At 71.8% G+C, this 22,116-nt stretch carries 18 protein-coding genes; 11 read left to right on the top strand and 7 right to left on the bottom strand.

Features of this window, described 5'->3' with window-relative positions; all coding sequences use genetic code 11:
• The first annotated feature begins 37 nt into the window (after window positions 1-37).
• From ACT3SP_RS04240 to ACT3SP_RS04250, 3 genes are read left to right on the top strand one after another with little or no spacing between them, the layout of a single operon-like run.
• Window positions 38-1,681: an enolase C-terminal domain-like protein gene (locus ACT3SP_RS04240; RefSeq protein WP_444585997.1), complete on the top strand. Its 1,644-nt coding sequence runs from the start codon at window positions 38-40 to the stop codon at window positions 1,679-1,681.
• Window positions 1,678-2,733, top strand: coding sequence for an aldo/keto reductase (locus tag ACT3SP_RS04245; protein WP_444585998.1), 1,056 nt, complete (start codon window positions 1,678-1,680; stop codon window positions 2,731-2,733). The genes ACT3SP_RS04240 and ACT3SP_RS04245 overlap by 4 nt, the downstream gene beginning before the upstream one ends.
• Complete coding sequence (locus tag ACT3SP_RS04250) at window positions 2,720-3,715, top strand: amidohydrolase family protein (protein ID WP_444585999.1); 996 nt, start codon at window positions 2,720-2,722, stop codon at window positions 3,713-3,715. The genes ACT3SP_RS04245 and ACT3SP_RS04250 overlap by 14 nt, the downstream gene beginning before the upstream one ends.
• Before the next feature lie 113 nt (window positions 3,716-3,828).
• On the opposite strand, the gene ACT3SP_RS04255 is transcribed toward ACT3SP_RS04250, so the two are convergent.
• From ACT3SP_RS04255 to iolD, 7 genes are all read right to left on the bottom strand, one after another.
• The gene (locus tag ACT3SP_RS04255; RefSeq protein ID WP_444586000.1) at window positions 3,829-4,521 is read right to left on the bottom strand and encodes a FadR/GntR family transcriptional regulator; all 693 of its coding nucleotides are present in this window, start codon (window positions 4,519-4,521) and stop codon (window positions 3,829-3,831) included.
• A 36-nt stretch (window positions 4,522-4,557) separates the two neighbouring features.
• The gene (locus ACT3SP_RS04260) at window positions 4,558-5,781 is read right to left on the bottom strand and encodes a toxic anion resistance protein (protein ID WP_444586001.1); all 1,224 of its coding nucleotides are present in this window, start codon (window positions 5,779-5,781) and stop codon (window positions 4,558-4,560) included.
• Window positions 5,782-5,833: 52 nt separating this feature from the next.
• A complete protein-coding gene (locus ACT3SP_RS04265) occupies window positions 5,834-6,781 on the bottom strand; it encodes a hypothetical protein (protein ID WP_444586002.1) in 948 nt (315 codons plus the stop codon).
• Window positions 6,782-7,140: 359 nt separating this feature from the next.
• Window positions 7,141-8,010, bottom strand: coding sequence for a sugar phosphate isomerase/epimerase family protein (locus tag ACT3SP_RS04270; RefSeq protein ID WP_444586003.1), 870 nt, complete (start codon window positions 8,008-8,010; stop codon window positions 7,141-7,143).
• A 45-nt stretch (window positions 8,011-8,055) separates the two neighbouring features.
• On the bottom strand, window positions 8,056-8,988 hold the full coding sequence (locus ACT3SP_RS04275; protein WP_444586004.1) for a TIM barrel protein: 933 nt from the start codon (window positions 8,986-8,988) through the stop codon (window positions 8,056-8,058).
• Between the two features lie 83 nt (window positions 8,989-9,071).
• Window positions 9,072-10,571, bottom strand: a complete 1,500-nt coding sequence (locus tag ACT3SP_RS04280; RefSeq protein ID WP_444586005.1) for a CoA-acylating methylmalonate-semialdehyde dehydrogenase — start codon at window positions 10,569-10,571, stop codon at window positions 9,072-9,074.
• A gap of 93 nt (window positions 10,572-10,664) precedes the next feature.
• Window positions 10,665-12,611 carry a 3D-(3,5/4)-trihydroxycyclohexane-1,2-dione acylhydrolase (decyclizing) gene (gene iolD, locus ACT3SP_RS04285; protein ID WP_444586006.1) on the bottom strand — a complete coding sequence of 649 codons (1,947 nt, stop codon included), beginning with the start codon at window positions 12,609-12,611 and terminating at the stop codon, window positions 10,665-10,667.
• Window positions 12,612-13,045: 434 nt separating this feature from the next.
• Here iolD and ACT3SP_RS04290 point away from each other — a divergent pair, with 434 nt between their 5' ends.
• The 8 genes from ACT3SP_RS04290 (at window position 13,046) to ACT3SP_RS04325 (ending at window position 22,010) form a co-directional block, all read left to right on the top strand.
• On the top strand, window positions 13,046-14,656 hold the full coding sequence (locus tag ACT3SP_RS04290; protein WP_444586007.1) for an MFS transporter: 1,611 nt from the start codon (window positions 13,046-13,048) through the stop codon (window positions 14,654-14,656).
• Window positions 14,657-14,706: 50 nt separating this feature from the next.
• Complete coding sequence (locus ACT3SP_RS04295; protein ID WP_444586008.1) at window positions 14,707-15,909, top strand: Gfo/Idh/MocA family protein; 1,203 nt, start codon at window positions 14,707-14,709, stop codon at window positions 15,907-15,909.
• 67 nt (window positions 15,910-15,976) lie between these two features.
• Complete coding sequence (locus ACT3SP_RS04300; RefSeq protein ID WP_444586009.1) at window positions 15,977-16,981, top strand: sugar phosphate isomerase/epimerase family protein; 1,005 nt, start codon at window positions 15,977-15,979, stop codon at window positions 16,979-16,981.
• A 224-nt stretch (window positions 16,982-17,205) separates the two neighbouring features.
• Entirely contained in the window at window positions 17,206-17,595 is a 390-nt protein-coding gene (locus ACT3SP_RS04305; RefSeq protein WP_444586010.1) for a tautomerase family protein, read from the top strand.
• A gap of 356 nt (window positions 17,596-17,951) precedes the next feature.
• The gene (gene iolC / locus ACT3SP_RS04310) at window positions 17,952-19,016 is read left to right on the top strand and encodes a 5-dehydro-2-deoxygluconokinase (protein WP_444586011.1); all 1,065 of its coding nucleotides are present in this window, start codon (window positions 17,952-17,954) and stop codon (window positions 19,014-19,016) included.
• Entirely contained in the window at window positions 19,013-19,963 is a 951-nt protein-coding gene (locus ACT3SP_RS04315; protein WP_444586012.1) for a Cgl0159 family (beta/alpha)8-fold protein, read from the top strand. The genes iolC and ACT3SP_RS04315 overlap by 4 nt, the downstream gene beginning before the upstream one ends.
• 26 nt (window positions 19,964-19,989) lie before the next feature.
• A complete protein-coding gene (gene iolB, locus ACT3SP_RS04320) occupies window positions 19,990-20,886 on the top strand; it encodes a 5-deoxy-glucuronate isomerase (protein WP_444586013.1) in 897 nt (298 codons plus the stop codon).
• Window positions 20,883-22,010, top strand: a complete 1,128-nt coding sequence (locus ACT3SP_RS04325; RefSeq protein WP_444586014.1) for a Gfo/Idh/MocA family protein — start codon at window positions 20,883-20,885, stop codon at window positions 22,008-22,010. The genes iolB and ACT3SP_RS04325 overlap by 4 nt, the downstream gene beginning before the upstream one ends.
• The last annotated feature ends 106 nt before the right edge of the window (window positions 22,011-22,116 follow it).

Consider the following 22,116-nt stretch of genomic DNA (forward strand, 5'->3'; position numbering starts at 1 on the left):
GCGGCGTCGTCGGCCCCGAGCGAGGAAGGCTCCTCCGATGAGCACCATCACCGCCCTCGACGTCCTCGACGTCCGCTTCCCCACCAGCCGCGACCTCGACGGCTCGGACGCCATGAACCCGGACCCGGACTACTCGGCCGCCTATCTCCGCCTGCGCACCGACGCGCCGGACGAGGGCACCTCGCTGGTGTTCACCATCGGGCGCGGCAACGACGTGCAGAGCGCCGCCATCGCGGCCCTCGCCCCCCTCCTGGTGGGCCGTGACGCGGAAGCGGTCCTCGCCGATCTCGGCGGGATCCACCGCGAGCTCACCCACGACTCCCAGCTGCGCTGGCTGGGCCCCGACAAGGGCGTGATGTCGATGGCGATCGGCGCCGTGGTCAACGCCCTGTGGGACCTGCGCGCCCGTCGCGAGGGCCGGCCGCTGTGGCTGACCCTCGCCGAGCTGGACCCCGAGGAGCTGCTGGACCTCGTGGACCTGCGCTACCTCGAGGACGCCCTCACCCGTGAGGAGGCGCTCGAGATCCTGCGCCGCGGCGCCGAGGGCAAGCACGAGCGGATCGCCGCGCTGCGGGAGCACGGGGTGCCCGCCTACACCACCACCCCCGGCTGGCTCGGGTACAGCGACGAGAAGCTCACCCGGCTGCTGCACGAGGCCCGTGACGAGGGCTTCGGCATGGTCAAGCTCAAGGTCGGCGCCGACGCCGCGGACGACGAGCGGCGCCTGCGGATCGCCCGCGAGGTGATGGGCCCCGGCTTCCCGATCGCGGTGGACGCGAACCAGCGCTGGGGCACCGCGGAGGCGATCGAGGCGATCCGGGCGCTGGCACCGCACGACCTGTTCTGGATCGAGGAGCCCACCAGCCCGGACGACGTCCTCTCCCACGCCGCGATCCGCGAGGCCGTCCGCCCCGTCCGCATCGCCACCGGGGAGCAGGGGGCGAGCCGGGTGCTGTTCAAGCAGCTGCTCCAGGCCGACGCCATCGACGTGCTCCAGGCCGACGCCACCCGCGTCGCCGGGATCAGCGAGAACATCGCGATCCTGCTGCTCGCCGCGAAGTTCGGGGTGCCCGTGTGCCCGCACGCCGGTGGGGTGGGGCTGTGCGAGATGGTCCAGCACCTCGCCTTCCTCGACGCGGTCGCGATCGCCGGCGACGATCCGCGTCGCCGGATCGAGTTCGTCGACCACCTGCACGAGCACTTCGAGGTCCCGGTGCGGATCGAGCACGGCGCCTACATGCCGCCGGAGGAGCCCGGCGGGGGTGCCCGCATGCACGCCGCCTCCGTCGCCGACCACCTCTTCCCGCACGGCCCGGTGTGGGCCCGCGCCGAGGACGCCCCGATGGAGCAGATCGCCCTGCACACCCGCATCGCCGAGGGTCACGAGGCCGACTACGACCGTGAGCACGCCCGCATCCCCGACGAGCTCGACGCCTCGCTGCGCGCCGCCGGCGTGCACGGCTGGCGCATCTGGCGCGACGGCCGCGACCTCTTCCACCTGGTCGAGGTCGAGGACTACCGCGCCATGCGTCGTCGCCTCGCCGAGGATCCGGCGAACCAGCGCTGGCAGGAGCACATCAACCAGTTCCTCGAGGTGGTCGACGACTACGGCGGCGACGACGGGGGGATCCGTCCCGTCTGGTCGCTGCCCGCGGACGGCCCCGGGACGGGGGCGGCATGAGCACACCGGCTGCCACCCCGTCGGGCCTGGACCCGGCGCGCGCGGGTTCGGCGGGCGCGACCCCGTCGGGCGGGGACTCGTCGGGCGCGACCCCGACGGGCGCGGGCTCCGGGTCCTGGCTCCCGCGGCTCGGCTTCGGCGCCGCACAGCTCGGGAACCTCTACCGCGTCACCACCGACGAGGAGGCCGACGGCGCGGTGCGCGCCGCCTGGGACGAGGGCATCCGCTACTTCGACACGGCCCCGCACTACGGCCTCGGCACCTCGGAGCGCCGCCTCGGGGAGCGCCTGGCCGCCCATCCGCGGGACGACTACATGGTCTCCACCAAGGTGGGTCGCCTGCTGCGGCCCGGCCCCGGCACGGGGGACGACATGGACAGCGCCTTCGCGGTCCCGGACCACCACGTGCGCGAGTGGGACTTCTCCGAGACCGGTGTGCGCCGCTCGCACGAGGAGTCCCTGGCCAGGCTCGGCATGGATCGCGTCGACATCCTGTTCGCCCACGACCCGGAGGAGGGGCCGACGGAGCAGGCCTTCGCCGAGGGCCTGCCGGCGCTGGCGAGGATGCGCGAGGAGGGGCTGGTCCGCGCGGTCGGCGTCGGCTCCAAGGACGCCGACGTGCTCACCCGTTCGGTCCGCACCGGTCTGCTCGACCTGGTCATGCTCTCGGGCCGCTACACCCTGCTCGAGCAGGACGGCGCCCGCGAGCTGCTCGAGGAGTGCGTGCGGCACGGGGTGCGGGTGGTCGCCGTGTCGGTGTTCAACTCCGGCCTGCTCGCCCAGCACCGGGTCCCCGACGACGCCACCTACGAGTACGCCCAGGCGCCGCGGGAGCTGCTCGACGGCGCGCGCCGTCTCGCCGACGTCGCCCAGCGCCACGGCGTGACCCTGCCGGACCTCGCGGTCCAGTACCCGCTGCGGCATCCCGCGGTGGACTCGGTGGTGCTGGGGATGCGCACCGCGGAGCAGGTCCGCTCCAACATCGCCCGGAGGGACGCCCGGATCCCGCACGCCGCCTGGGCCGACGTGGACGGCGACGATGCCGGGCTCTGACCGGAGCGCGGACGCGGGCCCGCACCAGGTGCCGGACCCGCACCAGGTCCCTGGCCCCGTCACCGACACCCACCTGCACCTGTGGGACCTCTCGGCGAGCCCTTACGCCTGGCTCGCCGGCACCCCGGAGGCACTGCGCCGCACGGGCGAGTTCGACGAGGTCGGCCCCGCGCTCACCGCGCTCGGCGTCACCCGGGTGGTGCTCGTGCAGGCCGACGACACCACCTCGGACACCGCCCACCTCCAGCGCACCGCCCGCGCGATCGAGTCCCGCACCATCGGGTCCGGCCCCATCGACTCCCGCAGCATCGGGTCCGGCACGATCGAGTCCGGCGGGCCCGGGGGCATGATCACTCGTGCCGACGTCGTCGGATGGCTCCCCCTCATGGACCCCGCCGCCGTGGCCGCGGCGCTCGCCGATCCCGGCCGCACCGACCACCTCGTCGGCGTGCGCCATCTGATCCACGACGAGTCCGATCCCGGGTTCCTGGACCGGCCCGAGGTCGTCCGATCCCTCGACCTGCTCGCCGCGGCCGGGCTCCCGCTCGACGTGCCCGACGCCTTCGAGCGGCACATGGACCAGGTGGTGCGCGTCGCGCAGCGCCATCCCGGCCTCACCGTGGTCCTCGACCACGTGGGCAAGCCCCCGCTCGGCGACCGCGAGGCCATGGCCCGGTGGCAGGGGCAGCTGGAGGAGATCGCGGCTCGCCCGAACGTCGTCGCCAAGCTCTCCGGCCTCGCGACCAGCGGTGACGGCGACTTCGCGGCAGCCGCGGACCTCGCCCTCGCGCTGTTCGGCGCCGAGCGGCTGATGGTCGGCTCCGACTGGCCGATCGCCCCGCGGCCGCACGACCTCGGCAGCGGCTTCGCGCCCCTGCTGGCCCACGTGCGCACGTGGCGGAGGGCTGACGTCCGGGCCGTGACCCATGGGACCGCGGCGCGGATCTACCGTCGACCCGACGAGCAGCCGCCGACCTCCTGACGCCACGGCGGAGGGCGGGCGCGGTGCTGATCGAGTGCCGTGCTCGAGTACGGCGCTGTCCGTGTGCGGTGCTCGAGTGCAGCGCTGCGCTCCGGGCGCGGCCGGCCCTGCGATCACCGCGTCGGCGGCTCCCCCCGCTGCAGCAGCCAGGACTCGACCCCGGCGATGTGCGCGGCCGCGTAGACCCGCGCGAGATCCGCGCGGCGCGCCCGGAGGGCGTCGAGGATCCGTCGATGCTCTGCCAGGGTGCGCTCGACGGCCGAGTCGTCCGTCAGCCCTCGCCACACGCGCGCCCGTGCGGTCGAGCCGCCCAGGCTCTCGAGCAGGGAGCTGAGGTAGTCGTTGGGGCAGCGGTCGTTGATCAGCTGATGGAAGGCCAGGTCAGCGGCTACCAGCTCCTCGATCCCGGAGCTCGCGTCGAGATCCTCCATCGTCTCCTCGAGCAGCGCGAAGTCCTCCTCGCGCAGGTGCGGGCAGGCCTGCTCGACGGCGGTCGGCTCGAGCAGGCGTCGGATCTCCAGGATCTCGACGTGCCCGCCGTCGCGGTGCAGGTCCAGCACGAAGGCGAGAGATTCCAGCAGCTGCGCAGGCTCGAGGGCGGTGACGTAGGTGCCGTCGCCCTGGCGCACGTCGAGCACCCGGATCACCGAGAGCGCCTTGACCGCCTCCCGCAGCGAGTTCCGGGAGACGCCGATCGTCTCCGCCAGCTCCTTCTCGGTGGGGAGGCGGTCGCCGGGCTTCAGCGTCCCGTCCACCACCATCTGCTTGATCGCGCCGATCGCACGATCGGTGACGGCGGAGGCCACGGCAGTCCTCTCCTTCTCCTCGATCTCCGGCTCCGACTACTTCCGATCCTCGATCTCGAGCAGGTCCATCGCGCTGGCTCCCTCGATCTCGGCGTGCTCGGGCTGCTCCTTCTGCATCCGCTCGAGGTACGGCTGGGCGCGCTCGACCTGGTGCTCGAGGTTCGTCACCGTGGTGAGGAAGTTCTGGTTGGCCTGGGTGCGGAAGGTGTCGATGCCGTCCATGGTGGTGAACAGGTTGTCGAAGGCCCGCTGCAGCGTCTCGGGGGAGACGCCCGAGGTCGCGGCCTGCTCCTGGATCTTCACCGAGTTGTCCGCGAGCATCTGGGAGGTGCGGTCGATGAGGTTGTCGGTGGTGCGGTTGACCGCGTCGATCTGGTCCAGCACGATCTTCTGGTTCTCGAGCGCCTGAGCCGTGATCACGGCGGTGCGCAGTGCGGTGACCGTGGTGGTGCGGGCCCGCTCCACGCCCTGCTGGAGCTTGGTGTTGTTGTCCTCGATGAGTCCCATCGAGAGGTAGGCCTGCACGGTCACCGCGATCTGGGTGGCCACGTCCTGGCGGCGCTGGCGCACCGCGAACAGCACGTCCCGCTCGAGGGCGTCGGCCTCGGCGGACTTCCCCTCGGCGCGGGTCTGCTCGACCCGGCGCACGGTCCGGTCGTCGAGCAGGCCCAGCAGGTAGGAGGCCTTCTGCAGGGCACCGAGGTCCTCCCACAGCGCGCGGCGCTCCACGGACAGCTCCGCGTTGTCCTTCTGGAGCATCTCCTGGCCGCGGCTGAGCGCGCCGAGCACCTGGTCGAGCTGGTCCTGATTGGACTCGAAGTTGCGGAAGTAGCGCTTGGCCATGTTGCGGCCGGGCAGGAAGGACAGCGCCCTGCCGGCGAAGGTCTCCTCCTTCGGGGCGAGATCCTCCATGGTGGTGCGCAGCTCGGTGAGCGACTTGGCCACCGACTCCTGGGCGTTGCCCTTCTCCTTGGACTGCTTCAGCGACTGCTGCATGAAGCGCGAGGACGTCTGGCTGGTGCGCTCGAAGGTGCGGCGCGCGACCGCGCCGAGCGCGTTGACCTGGGCGGTGAACTCCTGGGAGTGCGGGTTCAGCTCGGCGACCTGCTCGACCCAGGCGTCGGCCCGCTGCTCGAGCTCCTGCTGCTGCCCCTCGGGCAGGTCGGGCAGCAGCGAGCCGGCCTGGTCCTCGGGGATCTCCTCGACCGGCTCGGCCGGCGAGATCTCGGGCTCGGGGGTGGGCGGCTGGAGCTTGTCCATCGGGGCCTCCTGGATAGGGGTGGAAGTCGGGGTGCGTGGGTGAAGGTCGGGGTCAGACGTCGATGATCGGATTCAGGTGCTGGTCGGCGAAGCGGGCGCGCAGGAACTCGGAGTGCACCTCGAGGGACCGGGAGACGCCGCCGACGATGTCGCTCTCGATCTGCTCGACGCCCTCGGAGAGGACCGCCAGCTGCCGGTCGACGCTCTCGAGGTTCTCGAGCGCCTCGTCGCGGGCGGCGCCGGCGAAGGTCAGCAGCACGCCGAGGGTGTCGCTCGCGGCGTCCATCAGCTCGGGCACGTACCGGGTGGCCATCCCCTCGAGCATCGTCACCTCGCCCGAGGAGGGGCGCAGCGACTGCAGCTGCTCGGCACCGACGAGCGCATCGATCCTCGTCAGCAGGGATTCCACATCGTCCAGGACCCGGGCTGCCGAGGGGACGGTCGCGCGGGGGCGCTCCTGCGCGACGCGCTCGCGGGTGGTGGCGTCCGCCTCGAGGATCCGCTCGAGAACGGCGCGGGTGCCCTCGGGGACCGAGGCGTCGAGCACCGGGGGCTCCGCCGGTGAGCGGCGCGGGGCGTTCACGGCCAGGCCGACGCCGCCGAGGGTCAGGACGCCGACGCCGGCCGCGGTGAGGAGCGCGATCAGCGGCCCGGCCAGCCCGGTGCCGAGCACCACGACCAGGGCCGCGAGCGCGGCGAGGGCTCCCAGCACCACCGGGGCGCCGAAGCGTGCCAGCGGCCCGGGCCCGGGGCGGCCGACCGCGTCCGAGGCGGGGGAGCGGACCGTGCCCTCGAGCGGACGCTCGATCGGCCCCCACAGGTCGCGGCGCTCCGCGGTGGCCTTCCACGGGAGGTCCTGGTCGCCGGGCGCGGTCCGCGCGGCGGAGGGCGCGTCGGCCGCGGCGGGACGGTCAGGGCCGCTCCCGGGCGCGAAGGGATCCGGGAACCGGCTGTCCCCGCTGGTCGGCTCGTCGGCCGACGGCTCGCGTCCTTCGCTCACGTCTCCCCGCTGTCCTCCCCACGACGGTGACGAGGGCCCGTGGCGGGGGAGTGGTCCTGCGATGCTCCCCGCTGCCGTGCGTGCGCCTCGTCCTGGGCGTGCCGAAAGGCTATCGCGGTGCGCTGGACAGCACCCGGGGGTTTCCCCCACGACCGCTCACCGCGCCGTCCGCGTCCGCCCTGAGCCTGCGCCAGCCGGCCCTGGAGCCCGGCTCCGCGTGCCCTCGGACCCCGCGAACCCCACGCACACCCGGGTTACCGACGGGTCTGGTGCGTCGGTGTTCCCTCGGTGGAACACACGCGCACCGAACTCGTCGGGCACGGAGGGCGCGACAGTGACGTCAGCCGGATCCGGGCGCCTCAGCTCCCGCCGAGCTCCTTCTGGATCCGCTCGCGCATCCGCACGTTGATCGCGTCGGCCTCCTCCTCCCAGCCGAACACGCACACGGACACCGGCCCGTCGTACTCGCGCTCGCGCAGGTGGGCGAAGGCGCTGTCCCAGTCGATCTCGCCGTTGCCGATCTCGTTGTGCTGGTGGATGCGGGCGTCGACGCCGGGCGGGTTCATGATGTAGCGATTGCCGACGTTCGCGGTGTGGTCGAAGACGTCCGCGATGTGCAGGTGCTTCAGCCGGTCCCCGGCGTAGTCCATCATCTCGCGCACGTCCCGGGCGCCCTGGCCCAGGTGGTAGGCGTGCGGGAAGCAGAACTCGTAGTTCAGCCAGTCGCGGTCCACGCCGCGGATGATCTGCACCGCTCGGTCGTTCTCCTCGACGAAGTCATAGGGGTGCGCCTCGATCGTGCACTCCAGGCCGTACTTCTCGAAGACGGGGACGAGCTCCTCCATCGAGCGGTAGAACTGGTGCTCGCTCTGCAGCGCCTGGTTCGGGTCGCCGGAGAACTCGGTCGCGATCAGCGGCACCTCGAGGGCGTCGGCGATCTCGAGCAGGCGTTTCCAGTTCCGCACCTGCGCCTGGCGCTCCTGCTCGTCGGGGCAGGCCCAGTCGAAGACGGGGTTGAACGTCCAGATCCGCACCCCGGTGTCCTTCATCGCCTGCCTCACCTCGGCGATCTGGTGGCGGTCCACCTTCGGGTAGTGGTGCCACTCGTGGAAGTCGGCGCGCGGCGAGAGCTCGAGGTACTCGAACCCCAGCTCGGCGGCCTTGCGCAGTTCGTCGGCGACCGAGAGGTGCGGGTGGTACATGGACGGGTCCAGCAGGATCTTGACCACGGGGACTCCTTCGGGATCAGCGGTGGGGGCGGGGGAGGGGCGAGATCACTTCACGCCCAGGCCGCACTCGGCCAGGAACTCGCGGGTCGCGATCGCATTGGGCAGCGGCAGCGCCGGGTCGCAGGGGTAGAGGTCCTGCTCGCAGATCACGTACAGCTCGCGATCGAGCGTGGTCAGCTTCTGGACCAGGTCCTTCATGTCCGGCAGACCGTTGGGCGGGCGCACCGAGGCGCCCTTGGCCACGGCCTCGCCGAAGGGCCAGTCCTTCTCGTGGGCCTCGCGGGTGAGCTCCGGGTCGAAGGCCTTGATGTGCACGTAGCCGATGCGCTCGGGGTACTCGTCGATCATCGTCACCGGGTCCCCGCCGCCGTAGATGATGTGCCCGGTGTCCAGGCAGAAGCTCACCAGCTCCGGATCGGTCGCCTCGAAGACGCGGGCGATCTCCTCGGGGGTCTCGATGTGGCTGTCGCCGTGGGGGTGCAGCACCATCGTGAGGCCGTAGTCCTCCTTGAGCAGGCGGCCCAGGCGGTTGGCGTTCTCGACGTACAGCCTCCAGGCCTCGCCGCTCAGCTCCCGCTCGTCGGTGAACTGCCAGGTCTTGTCGTCGCGGTACAGCGGGGGCAGGTGCACCATGTACTCCGCGCCCACGGCCGCGTGGGTCTCGGCGATGGCGCGGAAGGTGCGCTCGGTCTCCGCCCAGGCCTCCTCCTTGTGCAGGATCCCCCAGCCGGTGCCGGCCACCACGCGGAATCCGTGCTCGTCCATGACGGACCGCAGCTTCTCCGCGTCCTGCGGGAAGTAGCCCCACGGCCCGGTCTCCATCACCGAGAAGCCGGCCTCGGCCATCTCGCCGAGGGCTGTGCGCCAGGGAATCTGCTTCTCGTCCTCGGGGAACCACACGCCCCATTGGTCGGGGCACACGCCGATGGTGAGCTTGTCGTACGGCGCCTCGGGGTTGCGGGAGCGGTCGGTGGTCATGGTGTCTCCTTCGACGGGACGGCGAGATCGCGCGAGGTCGGGCCCGCCGGGGCGGCACCGGTGGGCGCCGCCCCCGGGGCGGGTCAGTCGTGGGTGGGGAAGCTCATGGAGGACTCGACGGTCTCGTTCTGCGAGGGCCAGCGGGTGGTGACGGCCTTCTGGCGGGTGTAGAAGGAGACGCCCTCGGGGCCGTGGGCGTGGTGCTCGCCGAACAGGGAGTCCTTCCAGCCGCCGAAGGAGTAGTAGCCCACCGGGGTGGGGATCGGGACGTTGACGCCGATCATGCCCACGGTGACCTCGTCCTGGTAGCGGCGGGCGTAGTGGCCGGAGTCGGTGAAGATCGCGGTGCCGTTGCCGAAGGGGGAGGAGTTCACCAGATCGAGCGCCTCGTCGAAGTTGTTCACGTGCATCACCACCAGCACCGGTCCGAACACCTCGTCGGTGTAGGTGGGGTGGGTGCGGTCCAGGTCGGTGATCACGATCGGGCCGACGAAGTTGCCGTTCTCGTGGCCCGGGACCACGAGGTCGCGGCCGTCGACGACGATGGTGGCGCCGGCCTGCTCGGCCTCGTCGGTCATGCGGATCACGCGCTCGCGGGCCTCGGGGGTGATCACCGGCGGCATGTCGGTCCCGTCGTCCTCGCCCGGGCCCACCACGAGCTTCTCCGCCTCGGCCTTGATCGCGGCGAGGAACTCCTCGTGGACGTCCCCCACGGTGACCGCGACCGGGACGGCCATGCAGCGCTCACCGGCGGAGCCGAACGCGCCCGCGGCGATCTGGCCGGCGGCGAACTCGATGTTCGCATCCGGCATCACCACGGCGTGGTTGTTCGCTCCGCCGAGGGCCTGGACCCGCTTGCCGGCCGCGGAGGCTGTGGCGTGGACGTGCTTGGCGATCGGGGTGGAGCCGACGAAGGAAACTGCTGCGACCGCGTCATGTTCGCACAGCGCATCGACCACGCTCTTGCCGCCGTGGACCACCTGGAACACGCCGTCGGGCAGGCCGGCCTCCTGGTAGAGGCGGGCGACGATGTTCGAGGCGGAGGGGTCGCGCTCGGAGGGCTTGAGGAGGAACGCGTTGCCGGTCGCGATCGCGATCGGGTGCATCCAGAACGGGACCATGGCGGGGAAGTTGAACGGGGTGATCCCGGCGACCACGCCGAGCGGCTGGCGCAGGGTGTGGCCGTCCACGCCGGTGGAGATGTTCTGGGAGAAGCCGCCCTTGAGGTCCTGGGTGATGGAGGTCGCGAACTCGAGGGTCTCCAGGCCACGGGCGATCTCGCCCTTCGCGTCGGCGAGGGTCTTGCCGTGCTCGCGAGTGATCGCCGCGGCGATCTCGTCGGTGTTCTCGATCATCAGCTGCCGCAGGCGGTAGAGGATCTGGGTGCGCTTGGCCAGCGACACCCTCGCCCACTCCTTCTGCGCGGCGGCGGCGACCTGCACCGCCCGGTCCACCGTGGACTCATCGCCCAGATGCAGGGTGCCCACCTCCCCACCGGTCGCGGGGTTCATGATCGGCTGCGTGCTGCCGGTGGACCCGGCCTCCGGACGGCCGTCGATCCAATGCGTGATCTCGTATCCCATGGGGTCTCTCCTCGGGTGTGCGGGTGGTCGGGGTCCGGCCGACGTCTCGGGCCGGTGGTGCGGTCTCCGCCGGGGGCCGACGGAGCGGGCGGGTCAGAGGTAGTGGCGCTGCGGGGCGCGGGAGTCCTCGTAGGAGGTGCGGGCGTTCCGGGTGGACTCGAGCGTGGAGGTCTCCGGGACCGGCACGTCCCACCAGCCGTTGCCGGGCGGGTCGGGGCCGTACAGGTCCGTGTTGACCACGATCGCGGTGGCCTCGGTCGACTTCTCGGCGCGGCGGTAGGCCTCGCGGAACGCCTCGGTGTCGGAGACCTCCTGGACCATCAGGCCGTAGGAGCGGATGTTCGCCGGGATGTCGAAGGGCAGTTTCTCGCCGTCGAGCATCCCGGTCCTCTCGTCGCGCATGCGGTACGTCGTGCCGAAGCGCTGGGAGCCGTGGGACTCCGAGAGGGAGCCGATCGAGGACCAGCCGTGGTTCTGCAGGATCACCAGGATGACCTTGATCCGCTCGGCGACGATCGTGGCGATCTCCTGCGGCGCCATCTGGAACGTGCCGTCGCCGATGATCGCGACCACCTCCGCGTCGGGCGCGGCCATCTTCGCGCCGAGCGAGGCCGGCAGCTCGTAGCCCATGCACGAGTAGCCGTACTCGAGGTGGTACTGGCGCGGCGAGCGGGCCTTCCACAGCGCCTGCAGGTCACCGGGCATGGAGCCGGCGGCGTTGATGACGACGTCCTCCTCGCCCATCAGCTCGTTCAGCGCCCCGAAGATCTCGGTCTGGGCGGGCAGGTCCTGGTCGTGCGGGGCGAAGCAGGGGGCGACCAGCTCCTCCCAGGCGGCGCGCTCGGAGCGGGCGCGCTCGACGTGCTCGGGCGGTGCCTCGTATCCCGCGACCGCCCCGCTCCCCGCGAGCGCCCTGTTCCCCGCGAGCGCCTCGCGCAGGGCGTCCAGTCCTGCGCGCGCATCGGCGACGACCATGGTCGCGGAGTGCTTGGCCGCGTCGAAGGCCTTGACGTTGAGGTTCACGAACCGCACGTCCGGATGGCGGAAGGCGGTGTGGGAGGCGGTGGTGAAGTCGGTGTAGCGGGTGCCCACGCCGATCACGACGTCGGCCTCGGCGGCCAGCGTGTTGGCCGCGTCATTGCCGGTCGCACCGACGCCGCCGATGCACAGCGGGTGGTCTGCGCTCAGTGCGCCCTTGCCGGCCTGGGTGTCCAGCACCGGGATGGAGGTGGCATCGGTGAACGCGGCCAGCGCCTCGCTCGCCTCGGAGTAGATCGCGCCGCCGCCGGCGATGAGCACCGGTGTCCTCGCGGAGCGGATGACCTCCACGGCGCGGTCGAGGGCGGCGGGCTCGGGCACGGGCCGGGGCACGTGCCAGGTGCGCTCGCGGAAGAGCTCGAGCGGCCAGTCGTAGGCCTCGGCCTGCACGTCCTGCGGCAGGGAGAGGGTGACGGCGCCCGTCTCGGCGGGATCGGTGAGCACCCGCATCGCCTGCAGAGCGGCGGGGATCAGCTGCTCGGGCCGGGAGATGCGGTCGAAGTAGCGCGAGACGGGGCGGAAGGCGTCGTTGACGGAGACGTCCCCGCCGGTCTCGTCCTCGAGCTGCTGGAGCACCGGGTCGACGGTGCGGGTGGCGAAGATGTCGCTGGGCAGCAGCAGCACGGGGATGCGGTCGACGGTCGCGAGCGCCGCGCCGGTGAGCATGTTGGTCGAGCCCGGGCCGATCGAGGCGGTGCAGGCGAGGGTCTGCAGTCGGTTCGTCGTGCGCGCGTAGGCCACGGCGGTGTGCACCATGTTCTGCTCGTTGCGGGCCTGGTAGTAGTCCATCGACGCCTCATCCTCGGCGGGATCGACGGCGTTCTGCAGCAGTGCCTGGCCGAGCCCTGCGACGTTGCCGTGCCCGAAGATCCCGAAGGTGCCCGGGATGAGGCGCACGCGGACGCCGTCGCGCTCGGAGTGCTGCGCGGCCAGGAACCGCACCAGGGCCTGGCCGACGGTCAGTCTGATCGTGCCGGGGCGGGCCGGCGGGTTCTCGCGCATGCTGCCTCCGTGGGACGGGCCGCCGCGCAGGGGCGGGGCGTGGGTGGCACCGCCGCGGACGGTCCACTCGACGATGAGTTCGTGGGGCACCAGCATGGCCCGGTGCGGCGAGCATGTCAAGACAATGTCAGGACAAGATCGGAGTCGACGATCATGCTGGTCGGAGAGAAATCGCCAGGATCTCGGCGCTGGACCGGCTGTCCCGGGGCTCAGGTCGTGTGCTAGCTTGCCATCCAGTCAGTGAGGTTCGGGCTAAAAGACCGAACATTTAACACTTCACGGTGAGCATTGGCCTGACATGCCGTCCGGACGCACGCCGTCCGGACGCACGGGCCGGATCGCCACCGGGAACGACACCCCATCCTCTGCGCAGGCGCCGACGCGGTGCCGTGCACCGGCGCCGCGGCGTCGGACTCAGGTTCCAAGGAGGGAACATGAGCTCCACACAGGCAGAAGAGAACACGCGGGTCAGAGCGCTCGTGCGCTCCACGCCGGCCTCGGGCAAGAAGCGATCGATCGGGCTACTCGCCGTGGTGGCGTGCCTCGGCGGCTTCCTGTTCGGCTACGACACCGGCGTGATCTCCGGAGCGCTGCCCTACATGCACATGCCCACCGAGGCCGGCGGCCTCGCCCTGACCTCCCTCGAGGAAGGGCTGATCGGCGGTTTCCTGCTGTTCGGGTGCGCCGTCGGCGCGGTGCTCGGCGGGCGGCTGTCCGACCGCTACGGCCGGCGGCACAACCTCCTGCTGCTGGCCGCGGTGTTCTTCGTCGGCGCCGTCGCCTGCGCGCTCGCCCCGAACATCACCCTGATGTACCTCTCGCGCTTCGTCCTCGGCCTCGCCGTCGGCGGCGCGTCCACCACGGTGCCGGTCTACCTCTCCGAGTCCGCGCCCAAGGAGCAGCGCGGCATGCTCGTGGCCGTCGATCAGCTGATGATCGTCACCGGCCAGCTCGCCGCCTTCGCCTGCAACGCGATCATCGCCGGCATCCAGGGCGGCCCCACCGCGGTCGTCGAGAACGACCCGACCGGCACCTACGAGTCCGGGGCCAGCGTCTCCTGGGACGTGCTCGCGGGCATCGCGGGCGTCACCGTCTCCGAGGGCAACGGCCACGCCTGGCGCTGGATGCTCCTGATCTGCTCCCTCCCGGCGATCGCGCTGTGGATCGGGATCCGGATGATGCCGGAGTCCGCCCGCTGGCACATCGGCCGCGGCGAGCTCACCGCGGCGATCGGTGCCCTCAAGCGCGTCCGCGTCGAGGGCACGCACGACGTCGTCGCCGAGGTCGCCGAGATGGAGGCCAACCGGAGGCAGGAGGAGAAGCGGGAGAAGCTCTCCCTCTCGGCCGGGTGGAGGATCCCCTGGCTGCGCTCGATCATCATCTTCGGCGGCACCTTCGCGATCCTGCAGCAGCTCACCGGTGTGAACACGATGATGTACTACGCCCCGCGGGTGCTGATGGCGGCCGGCTTCGACTCGCAGGCCTCCATCATCCTCAACGTCTTCACGGGCGTCGCCTCGGTGATCGGCTCGGCCGCCGGCCTGCTCGCGCTGCGCCGCTTCGGCCGACGCCAGGTGCTGCTGGTGGGTCAGGTGATCCTGACCCTCTCCCTGGTCGCGATGACCGCGATCTTCCTGCTGGGCATCGACCCCTACCTCACCGATGCCGGGGGCGTCTCCCAGGACATCCCCGCGTTCGTGCCCTACCTCGTGGTGGTCGTGATCGTGCTGTTCATGCTCGGCATGCAGTCGGGTCCCGGCCCGGTCATGTGGGTGATGCTCTCGGAGATCTTCCCCAACGCCATCCGTGGCGCGGCCAACGGCTTCGCGGTGATGATCCTGTGGGTCACGAACATGATCGTGACCGTCACCTTCCCCGTGATGATGGACGGCCTCGGGCCCGTGGTCACCTACGGCCTCTTCGCCGCCATCAACATCGGCGCCGTCATCTGGTACTTCCTGCGCGTGCCGGAGACGCGGAAGTTCACCCTCGAGCGCATCGAGTGGGAGTTCCGCGAGGCCGGAGGGGTGATCCGCCTGCGCTGATCCCGCGCCGCCCTCGCGACATCTCCTCAGCACCCGGAAGGACCACCCCCATGAACACCACCGCTGCCACCCCCCTCTCCGTCGCCGTGATCGGCGCCGGAATGGCCGGTCGCACCCATGCCAACGCCTGGCGCCAGGCCGGAACCGTCTACGACCTGGGCCTGCCGCCGGTCCGCCTCGCCGCGATCGCGGACATGCACCTGCCCTTCGCCGAGGACGCCGCCGCCCGCTACGGCTACGAGAAGGCCGTCGACGACTGGCGCGAGGTCGCCGCCGACGACTCCGTCGACATCGTCTCCATCGTGGTCGGCAACGCCCTGCACCGGGAGATCGCCGAGGCCATGGCGGCGGCCGGCAAGCACGTGCTGTGCGAGAAGCCGCTGGCAGGAACCCTCGAGGACGCCGAGGCGATGGCCGCCCTCGAGCAGCAGCACCCCGACCTGGTGCTCGCCACCGGCTACACCTTCCGCCGCAACGCCGGCATCGCCATGCTCGCGAAGCTCGCCGCGGAGGGCTCGCTCGGGCAGGTCGCGCACCTCGACGGTCGCTACTGGTGCGACTACGGGGCCGACGAGAACGTGCCCATGGCCTGGCGCTACAAGGGTCCGATGGGCTCGGGCGCGCTCGGCGACGTCGGCTCCCACCTGGTCGACTCGGCGGAACTGATCCTGGGCCCGCTGGTCGAGGTCTCCGGCGCCCAGCTGGTGCAGACCGTCACCGAGCGGCCGGTCGCCTCCGGTGCCGTCGCGGGTGGTCGCGGGGTCACCGCCGCGGCCGACGCCCCCAAGGAGACGGTCGAGAACGACGACGTCGCCACCTTCACCGCGCGCTTCGCCTCCGGCGCGGCCGGCACCTTCTCCGTCTCCCGCGTGGCCCACGGCCTGCCCAACTACAAGGCCCTGACCGTGCTGGGCACCGGCGGCACCGCGAGCTGGTCCCTGGACCGCACCGGCGAGATCCAGATCGCCGACCAGTCCTCCCCGCAGGGCCTCGGCGGGCTGCGCCAGGTGCTGGTCAACCCCGAGTTCCCGTACTTCGCGGACGGCTCGTCGATGGCCTTCGGAGGCGTGGGCCTGAACCAGATCGAGCAGTTCACCTACCAGGCCCACGCCTTCCTGCAGGAGGTCGCAGGGATCACCGAGGGCGCCCTTCCGCGCTGCGCGAGCTTCTCCGACGGCCACCGCCAGATGCGCATCCTCGACGCGATCGCCCGGTCCGCCGCGGACGGTGGCGCCACCATCACGATCGACTGACCGCTCAGGTCCCCTCACACGCCGGCCCCGACGCCGCGCCGGCCCCCACCCCGAAAGGAACCCCGCCATGGCACTCACCTACGGCGCCTACACCGCCTGCCTGCAGGACCGCACCCTCGAGGAAGCCCTCGACGTGCTCGCCGGGGCCGGACTGACCGGCGCGGAGATCAACACCGGCGGGTTCATCCCCGCCCCGCACGCCCACGTCGACGCACTGCTGACCGGCGAGAAGGCCCGCCGCGACCTCCTGGCGGTCTTCGAGGACAAGGGCATGCGGCTCACCGGCCTCACCGTCTCCGGGAACCCGCTGTCCCCGCTGCCCACCGAGGGCATCCCGCACGCCCATGACCTGCGGCGCACCATCGAGCTGGCGGGCAGGCTGGGGGTGCGCGACGTGGTCGCCATGTCGGGCACGCCGGGCACCGACCCGGGTGCCCGGTACCCGGCGTGGATCGTGAACCCCTGGAACGGCATCGACCTCGAGATCCTCGACCACCAGTGGTCCGTCGCCGTGCCGTTCTGGAAGGAGATCGACGCCCTCGCCCGTCAGCACGACGTGCAGCTCGCCTTCGAGATGCACCCGCGCAACCTCGTCTTCTCCCCGCCCACCTTCGAGCAGTTCCTGGAGAAGGTCGAGCCGACCAACATCGGCGTGAACCTCGACCCCTCCCACCTGTTCTGGCAGCAGATGGAGCCGATCGACTGCATCGAGAGGCTCGGCACCCACATCACCCACGTCCACGCCAAGGACACCGCGGTGCTGCCCGGGGCTGCCGTGCGCGGCGTGCTCGACACCGCCTTCGACCCGGTCCCCGAGGACCCGGCCCAGCGCACGCCCACCGGTGTCGGGCACTACTGCTCCACCTGGCCCGAGGACCCGGCCTGGCGCTTCGTCGCTCTCGGGGAGGGGCACGACGTCGACTACTGGACCCGGTTCCTGGCGGCTCTGGCCGCGGTGAACCCCGACCTGAACGTCAACATCGAGCACGAGGACGCCGCCTTCGGCCAGGTCGAGGGCCTCGAGCGCGGGGCCCGCACGCTGCTCGCCGCCGCCGAGCGAGCGGGCACCTGAGCGCTCGGCGCGCGACGGACTCCTGTCCTGGCGCGGCGGGCCCGTCGTCGCATGACTGACTCCTGTCCTGGCGCGGCAGGCCCGTCGTCGCGTGACGCGTCGGTATTCATCCCCGATAGCGACGCGTCACGCACCCTCGACCCGACAGCTCGACCCGACAGCTCGACCCGACAGCTCGACCCGACAGCTCGCCTCGACGACTCGACCCGACAAAGGATCCTCACATGCCCCTCGTCCGCATCACCCAGCAGGACGTCCGCACCCCTGAGCAGTCCCGGCAGCTGGCCGACATCGTCCAGGAGGTCATGCTCGAGCTGTTCGACGCCCCGGCCGGGGACCGCTACCAGATCGTGGAGACGCTGCCCGTCGGCGCGATCATCGCCGAGGACACCGGCCTCGGGATCGAGCGCAGCGACGGCGTGGTGATCATCCACGTCACCCAGCAGGGGCGCAGCACGGAGCAGAAGACCGCGATCTACGCCGCGCTCGCCGAGCGACTCGCGGCCGCGGAGCTGGTCCGCCCGGAGGACCTCATCGTCTCGGTGGTGCACAACGGCCGTGAGGACTGGTCCTTCGGCCACGGCCGCGCGCAGTTCCTCACCGGGGAGCTGTGACCGCCTGGTGGCCGACAGGAGCGGGCGACGGGAGCAGTCCGAGGGGAGCAGTCCGACGCGACCGGGCCGACGCGACCGGGCCGACGCGACCGGGCCGACGGGAGCGGGCAGGCAGGGCCGGGGCATCGGGAGCGGTCCGACGGCGGAGGGCTGTGCTCGGCGCCGTCGGCTCCGACGCCACGGGTGCCGCACCGGCCCGTCCCGGCCGCCTCACCTCCAACCCGCCTGACAAGTATCCCGCTTTGTATGGACAAAGCGTCCCGGCAGTGGAAGCATAGGAGCATCCGCCGGTTCGCAGGGCGCAGACGCCCACGACATCCGACCCCGGTTCTCGACGCAGGGAGGCATGGAGACCCATGGCAGCAGACCTCGACATCATCACGTTCGGACGCAGCGGCGTCGACATCTACCCCTTGGAGATCGACAAGGGGCTCGAGGACATCCACAGCTTCGGCAAGTTCCTCGGCGGCAGCCCCACCAACGTCGCCGTCGCCGCGGCCCGGCTCGGGCACGCCCCGGCCGTGATCACCGGCGTGGGAGACGATCCGTTCGGCCGCTACGTCGTCCAGGAGATGGAGCGCCTGGGCGTCTCCGGTCGCTACGTCGTGAAGAACGACCAGCTCAACACCCCCATCACCCTGTGCGAGATCTTCCCGCCCGACGACTTCCCGCTGTACTTCTACCGCCGGCCCAGCGCCCCGGACCTGCAGGTCGCACCCGAGCACCTCGACCTCGACGCGATCCGGGAGGTCCCGCTGTTCTGGTTCTCGGGAACGGGCCTGTCCGAGGAGCCCAGCCGCTCCGCGCATTTCGCGGCCCTCGAGGCCCGCGGCCGCACCGACCACACCGTCTTCGACCTCGACTACCGGCCGATGTTCTGGTCCTCGCCCGGCGAGGCTCGCGAGCTCTACCGCGAGGCGCTGAAGAGCACCACCGTCGCGGTGGGCAACAAGGAGGAGTGCGAGGTCGCCGTCGGCGAGACCGAGCCGGAGCGCGCGGCCGACGCCCTGCTCGAGGCCGGCGTCAGGATCGCCATCGTCAAGCAGGGCCCCAGGGGCGTGCTCGGCAAGACCGCCGACGAGCACGTCGTCGTGGCCCCGAACCTCATCCAGGTCATCAACGGCCTCGGCGCCGGCGACAGCTTCGGCGGCTCCCTGTGCCACGGCCTGCTCTCCGGACAGTCCCTCGAGGAGACGCTGACCCGCTGCAACGCGGCCGGCGCCATCGTCACCTCGCGCCTGGAGTGCTCGACGGCGATGCCCACGACCGAGGAGATCGACCTCCTGCTCGAAGGCGGCGACCCGAACCACGGACAGACGGTCGACGAGATGCTCGGTGCCCTGCGCAACCGCGGAACGGCGGGCGCGGAGCAGAGCACGGCCGGAGCGGGCCGGGCAGCGGCCGGGACGGAGGCGCGATGACCGCCGCCTCCTCCCGGACCGCCCCTTCCCGGACCGCCTCCGCCAGGACCGCCTCCACCGAGTTCGTCTCCACCTACGAGGACGTCACGCGGGTCCGCATCGAGGACCCGGGCCGGTTCGCGCGCCTGGCCGCCTCGCGCAGCCGTCGCACCGTCGCGGACACCGACGGCGCCATGATGATCATCGCCGCGGACCATCCCGCCCGCGGCGCCCTCGGCGTCGGCTCCCGCCCCCATGCGATGGCGAGCCGCACCGAGCTGCTGGACCGCCTGCGCGAGGCCCTCGCGGTGCCCGGCGTGGACGGTGTGCTCGGCACCGCCGACATCCTCGAGGACCTGCTGGTCATGGGCGCCCTCGAGGACAAGGTCGTGTTCGCCTCGATGAACCGCGGCGGCCTGCAGGGCTCCTCCTGGGAGATCGAGGACCGCTTCACCGCCTACGACGCCGCGTCGATCAAGGCCTCCGGCTTCGACGGCGGCAAGATGCTCACCCGCATCGATCTCGAGGACGACCGCACCTCCTTCATCCTGGAGGCGAGCGCGAACGCGGTCACCGACCTCGCGCGCCACGAGCTCATCGCGATGGTCGAGCCGTTCCTGTCCTCCCGCCCCGGCGGGCCGGGCACGAAGGTCGCCAACGACCTCTCCCCGGAGGCGGTCATCAAGTCCATCCACATCGCCCAGGGCCTCGGCGCCACCAGCGCCTACACCTGGCTGAAGCTGCCCGCGGTCGAGGACATGGAGCGCGTCATGGACGCGACCACCCTGCCCACCCTGATCCTCGGCGGCGACCCTGCGGAGGACGACCCGGTCGCCCTGCGCGCCTCGTGGCGGCAGGCCCTGGACCGGCCCAACGTGCGCGGGCTCGTCGTCGGCCGCACCCTGCTCTACCCGGCGGACGACGATGTCACCGCGGCCGTGCGCGCCTCGGTCGACATGGTCCGCTGACCACGCCTTTCGAAGGGAGTCCACCCATGACCACCGCAGAGAACCTCCACCTGCCCGCCGGCTCGACCGCCCAGGGCCGCTACGAGACCCTCGTCGATCCGGGCCGTCGCGAGGACTGGGCCCACACCGGTCTGCGCGTCCTCGCGCTCGGGCCGGGGCAGTCCGAGGTGAGCACCGCCAACGGCGTCGAGGTGATGGTCGTGCCGCTGAACGGGGGCTGCGAGGTCTCCGTCGACGGCGAGATCCACACGCTGCGCGGCCGCCCCGACGTGTTCGCCTCCGCGACCGACGTGCTCTACGCCCCCGTCGGCTCCCAGCTGACCATCACCTCCGCCGAGGGCGGACGCTTCGCGCTCGCCACGGCGGTCGCGACCGGCAGCCACCCGGTCACGCTGATCCGTGCCGAGGACGTCCCGGTCGAGGTGCGCGGCGGCGGGACCATGACCCGCAGGGTGCGCAACTTCGGCACCGTCGGCGCCTTCGACGACTGCGACAGTCTGATCGCCTGCGAGGTCATCACTCCCGGCGGCAACTGGTCCAGCTATCCCGCGCACAAGCACGACGAGACGATCGACGACGGCACCCGCCGCGAGAGCGAGCTCGAGGAGATCTACTACTACGAGATCCAGGACGCCCCCGGCGGCACCCCCGGATTCGGCTTCCACCAGACCACCTCGAGCGGCGAGGACAAGCCCGTGGACGTGCTCACCGAGGTGCGCAGCGGCGACACCGTCCTGGTGCCGCACGGCTGGCACGGCCCCTGCGCCGCCGCGCCCGGGCACGACATGTACTACCTCAACGTCATGGCCGGCCCCGAGGCGGAGCGGGCCTGGAACATCACCGACCATCCCGAGCAGACCTGGGTGCGCGGCACCTGGGACGAAGCCGGCATCGATCCGCGACTCGAAGGAGAGGCACGATGACCCCTGAGCAGAGCACCCCCGGGAACAGCACCTCCGGGCACAGCACCCCTGAGCAGAGCACGCCTGCGCAGACCGCACCCCCGCAGCCCGGGCCGCAGAGCGCACCCCCGCAGGACATCCGCGTCGGCGTCATCGGCGTGGGCCGCATGGGCGCCGACCACGTCGAGCGCATCGCGCGACGCATCAAGGGCGCCCGCGTGAGCGTGCTCAGCGACTACCTGCGCGAGACCGCGGAGACGGTCGCCGCCGCTGCACCCGGCTCCCGCGTGGTGGACACCCCCGAGGAGGTCATCGCCGCCGAGGACGTCGACGCGGTGCTCATCGCGAGCCCCGGCCAGTTCCACCGCGAGCAGGTGCTCGCCGCGATCGCGGCCGGCAAGCCGGTGCTGTGCGAGAAGCCGCTGGCGATGAACCCGCAGGACGCCTACGACGTGGTCCGGGCCGAGCACGAGAGCGGCCGCCCCTACGTGTCGCTCGGCTTCATGCGCCGCTTCGATCACGGCTACGGCGAGCTCAAGGACGCCCTCGCGGCCGGGGAGCTGGGCACACCGATGCTGCTGAACTGCAAGCACCGCAACGCCGACGTCCTGCCCGGCTTCACGAACTCGCACATGGTCTACGACTCCGCCGTCCACGAGATCGACGCGATCTCCTTCTTCCTCGAGGAGCCGGTGGTCTCCGTGCAGACCATCACCCCGCGCAGCACCGAGAACGCGCCCGAGGGGCTCAGCGACCCGATGCTGCTGCTGTTCCGGACGGCGTCCGGCACCCTCGTCACCGACGAGCTGTACGTCAACACCGGCTCCGGCTACGAGGTGCGCACCGAGCTGGTGGGGTCGAAGGGCGTGGCGACCATCGGCCAGGAGTCCGGCCTGGTGGCCACGCAGCTCTCCGGCGGCCGCTGGGGCGGCTCGGTGCCGGCCGACTTCCGGCCCCGCTTCGTCGACGCCTACGACGCCGAGGTGCAGGCCTGGATCGCCGCGGTGGCCGACGGCACCAACATCGCGCCCCGCTCGGCCACGGCCTGGGACGGCTACGTCGCCGCGGCCGTGTGCGAGGCGGCCGAGCAGTCCCTGTCCCTCGAGGGCGCCGTCGAGGTGACCCTGCTGGACCGGCCTCGCTGAGCCAAGCCCCGCTGAGCATCCCTGCCCGTATCCTCGACAGCGGAACCGCCGCGCGACGGACCCGCTCCGCCGCGCGACGGACCCGCTCCGCCGCCGGAGGGCGAGC

Source organism: Brachybacterium sp. AOP43-C2-M15, from assembly GCF_052446295.1.
In the GTDB taxonomy this organism is placed as follows: domain Bacteria; phylum Actinomycetota; class Actinomycetes; order Actinomycetales; family Dermabacteraceae; genus Brachybacterium.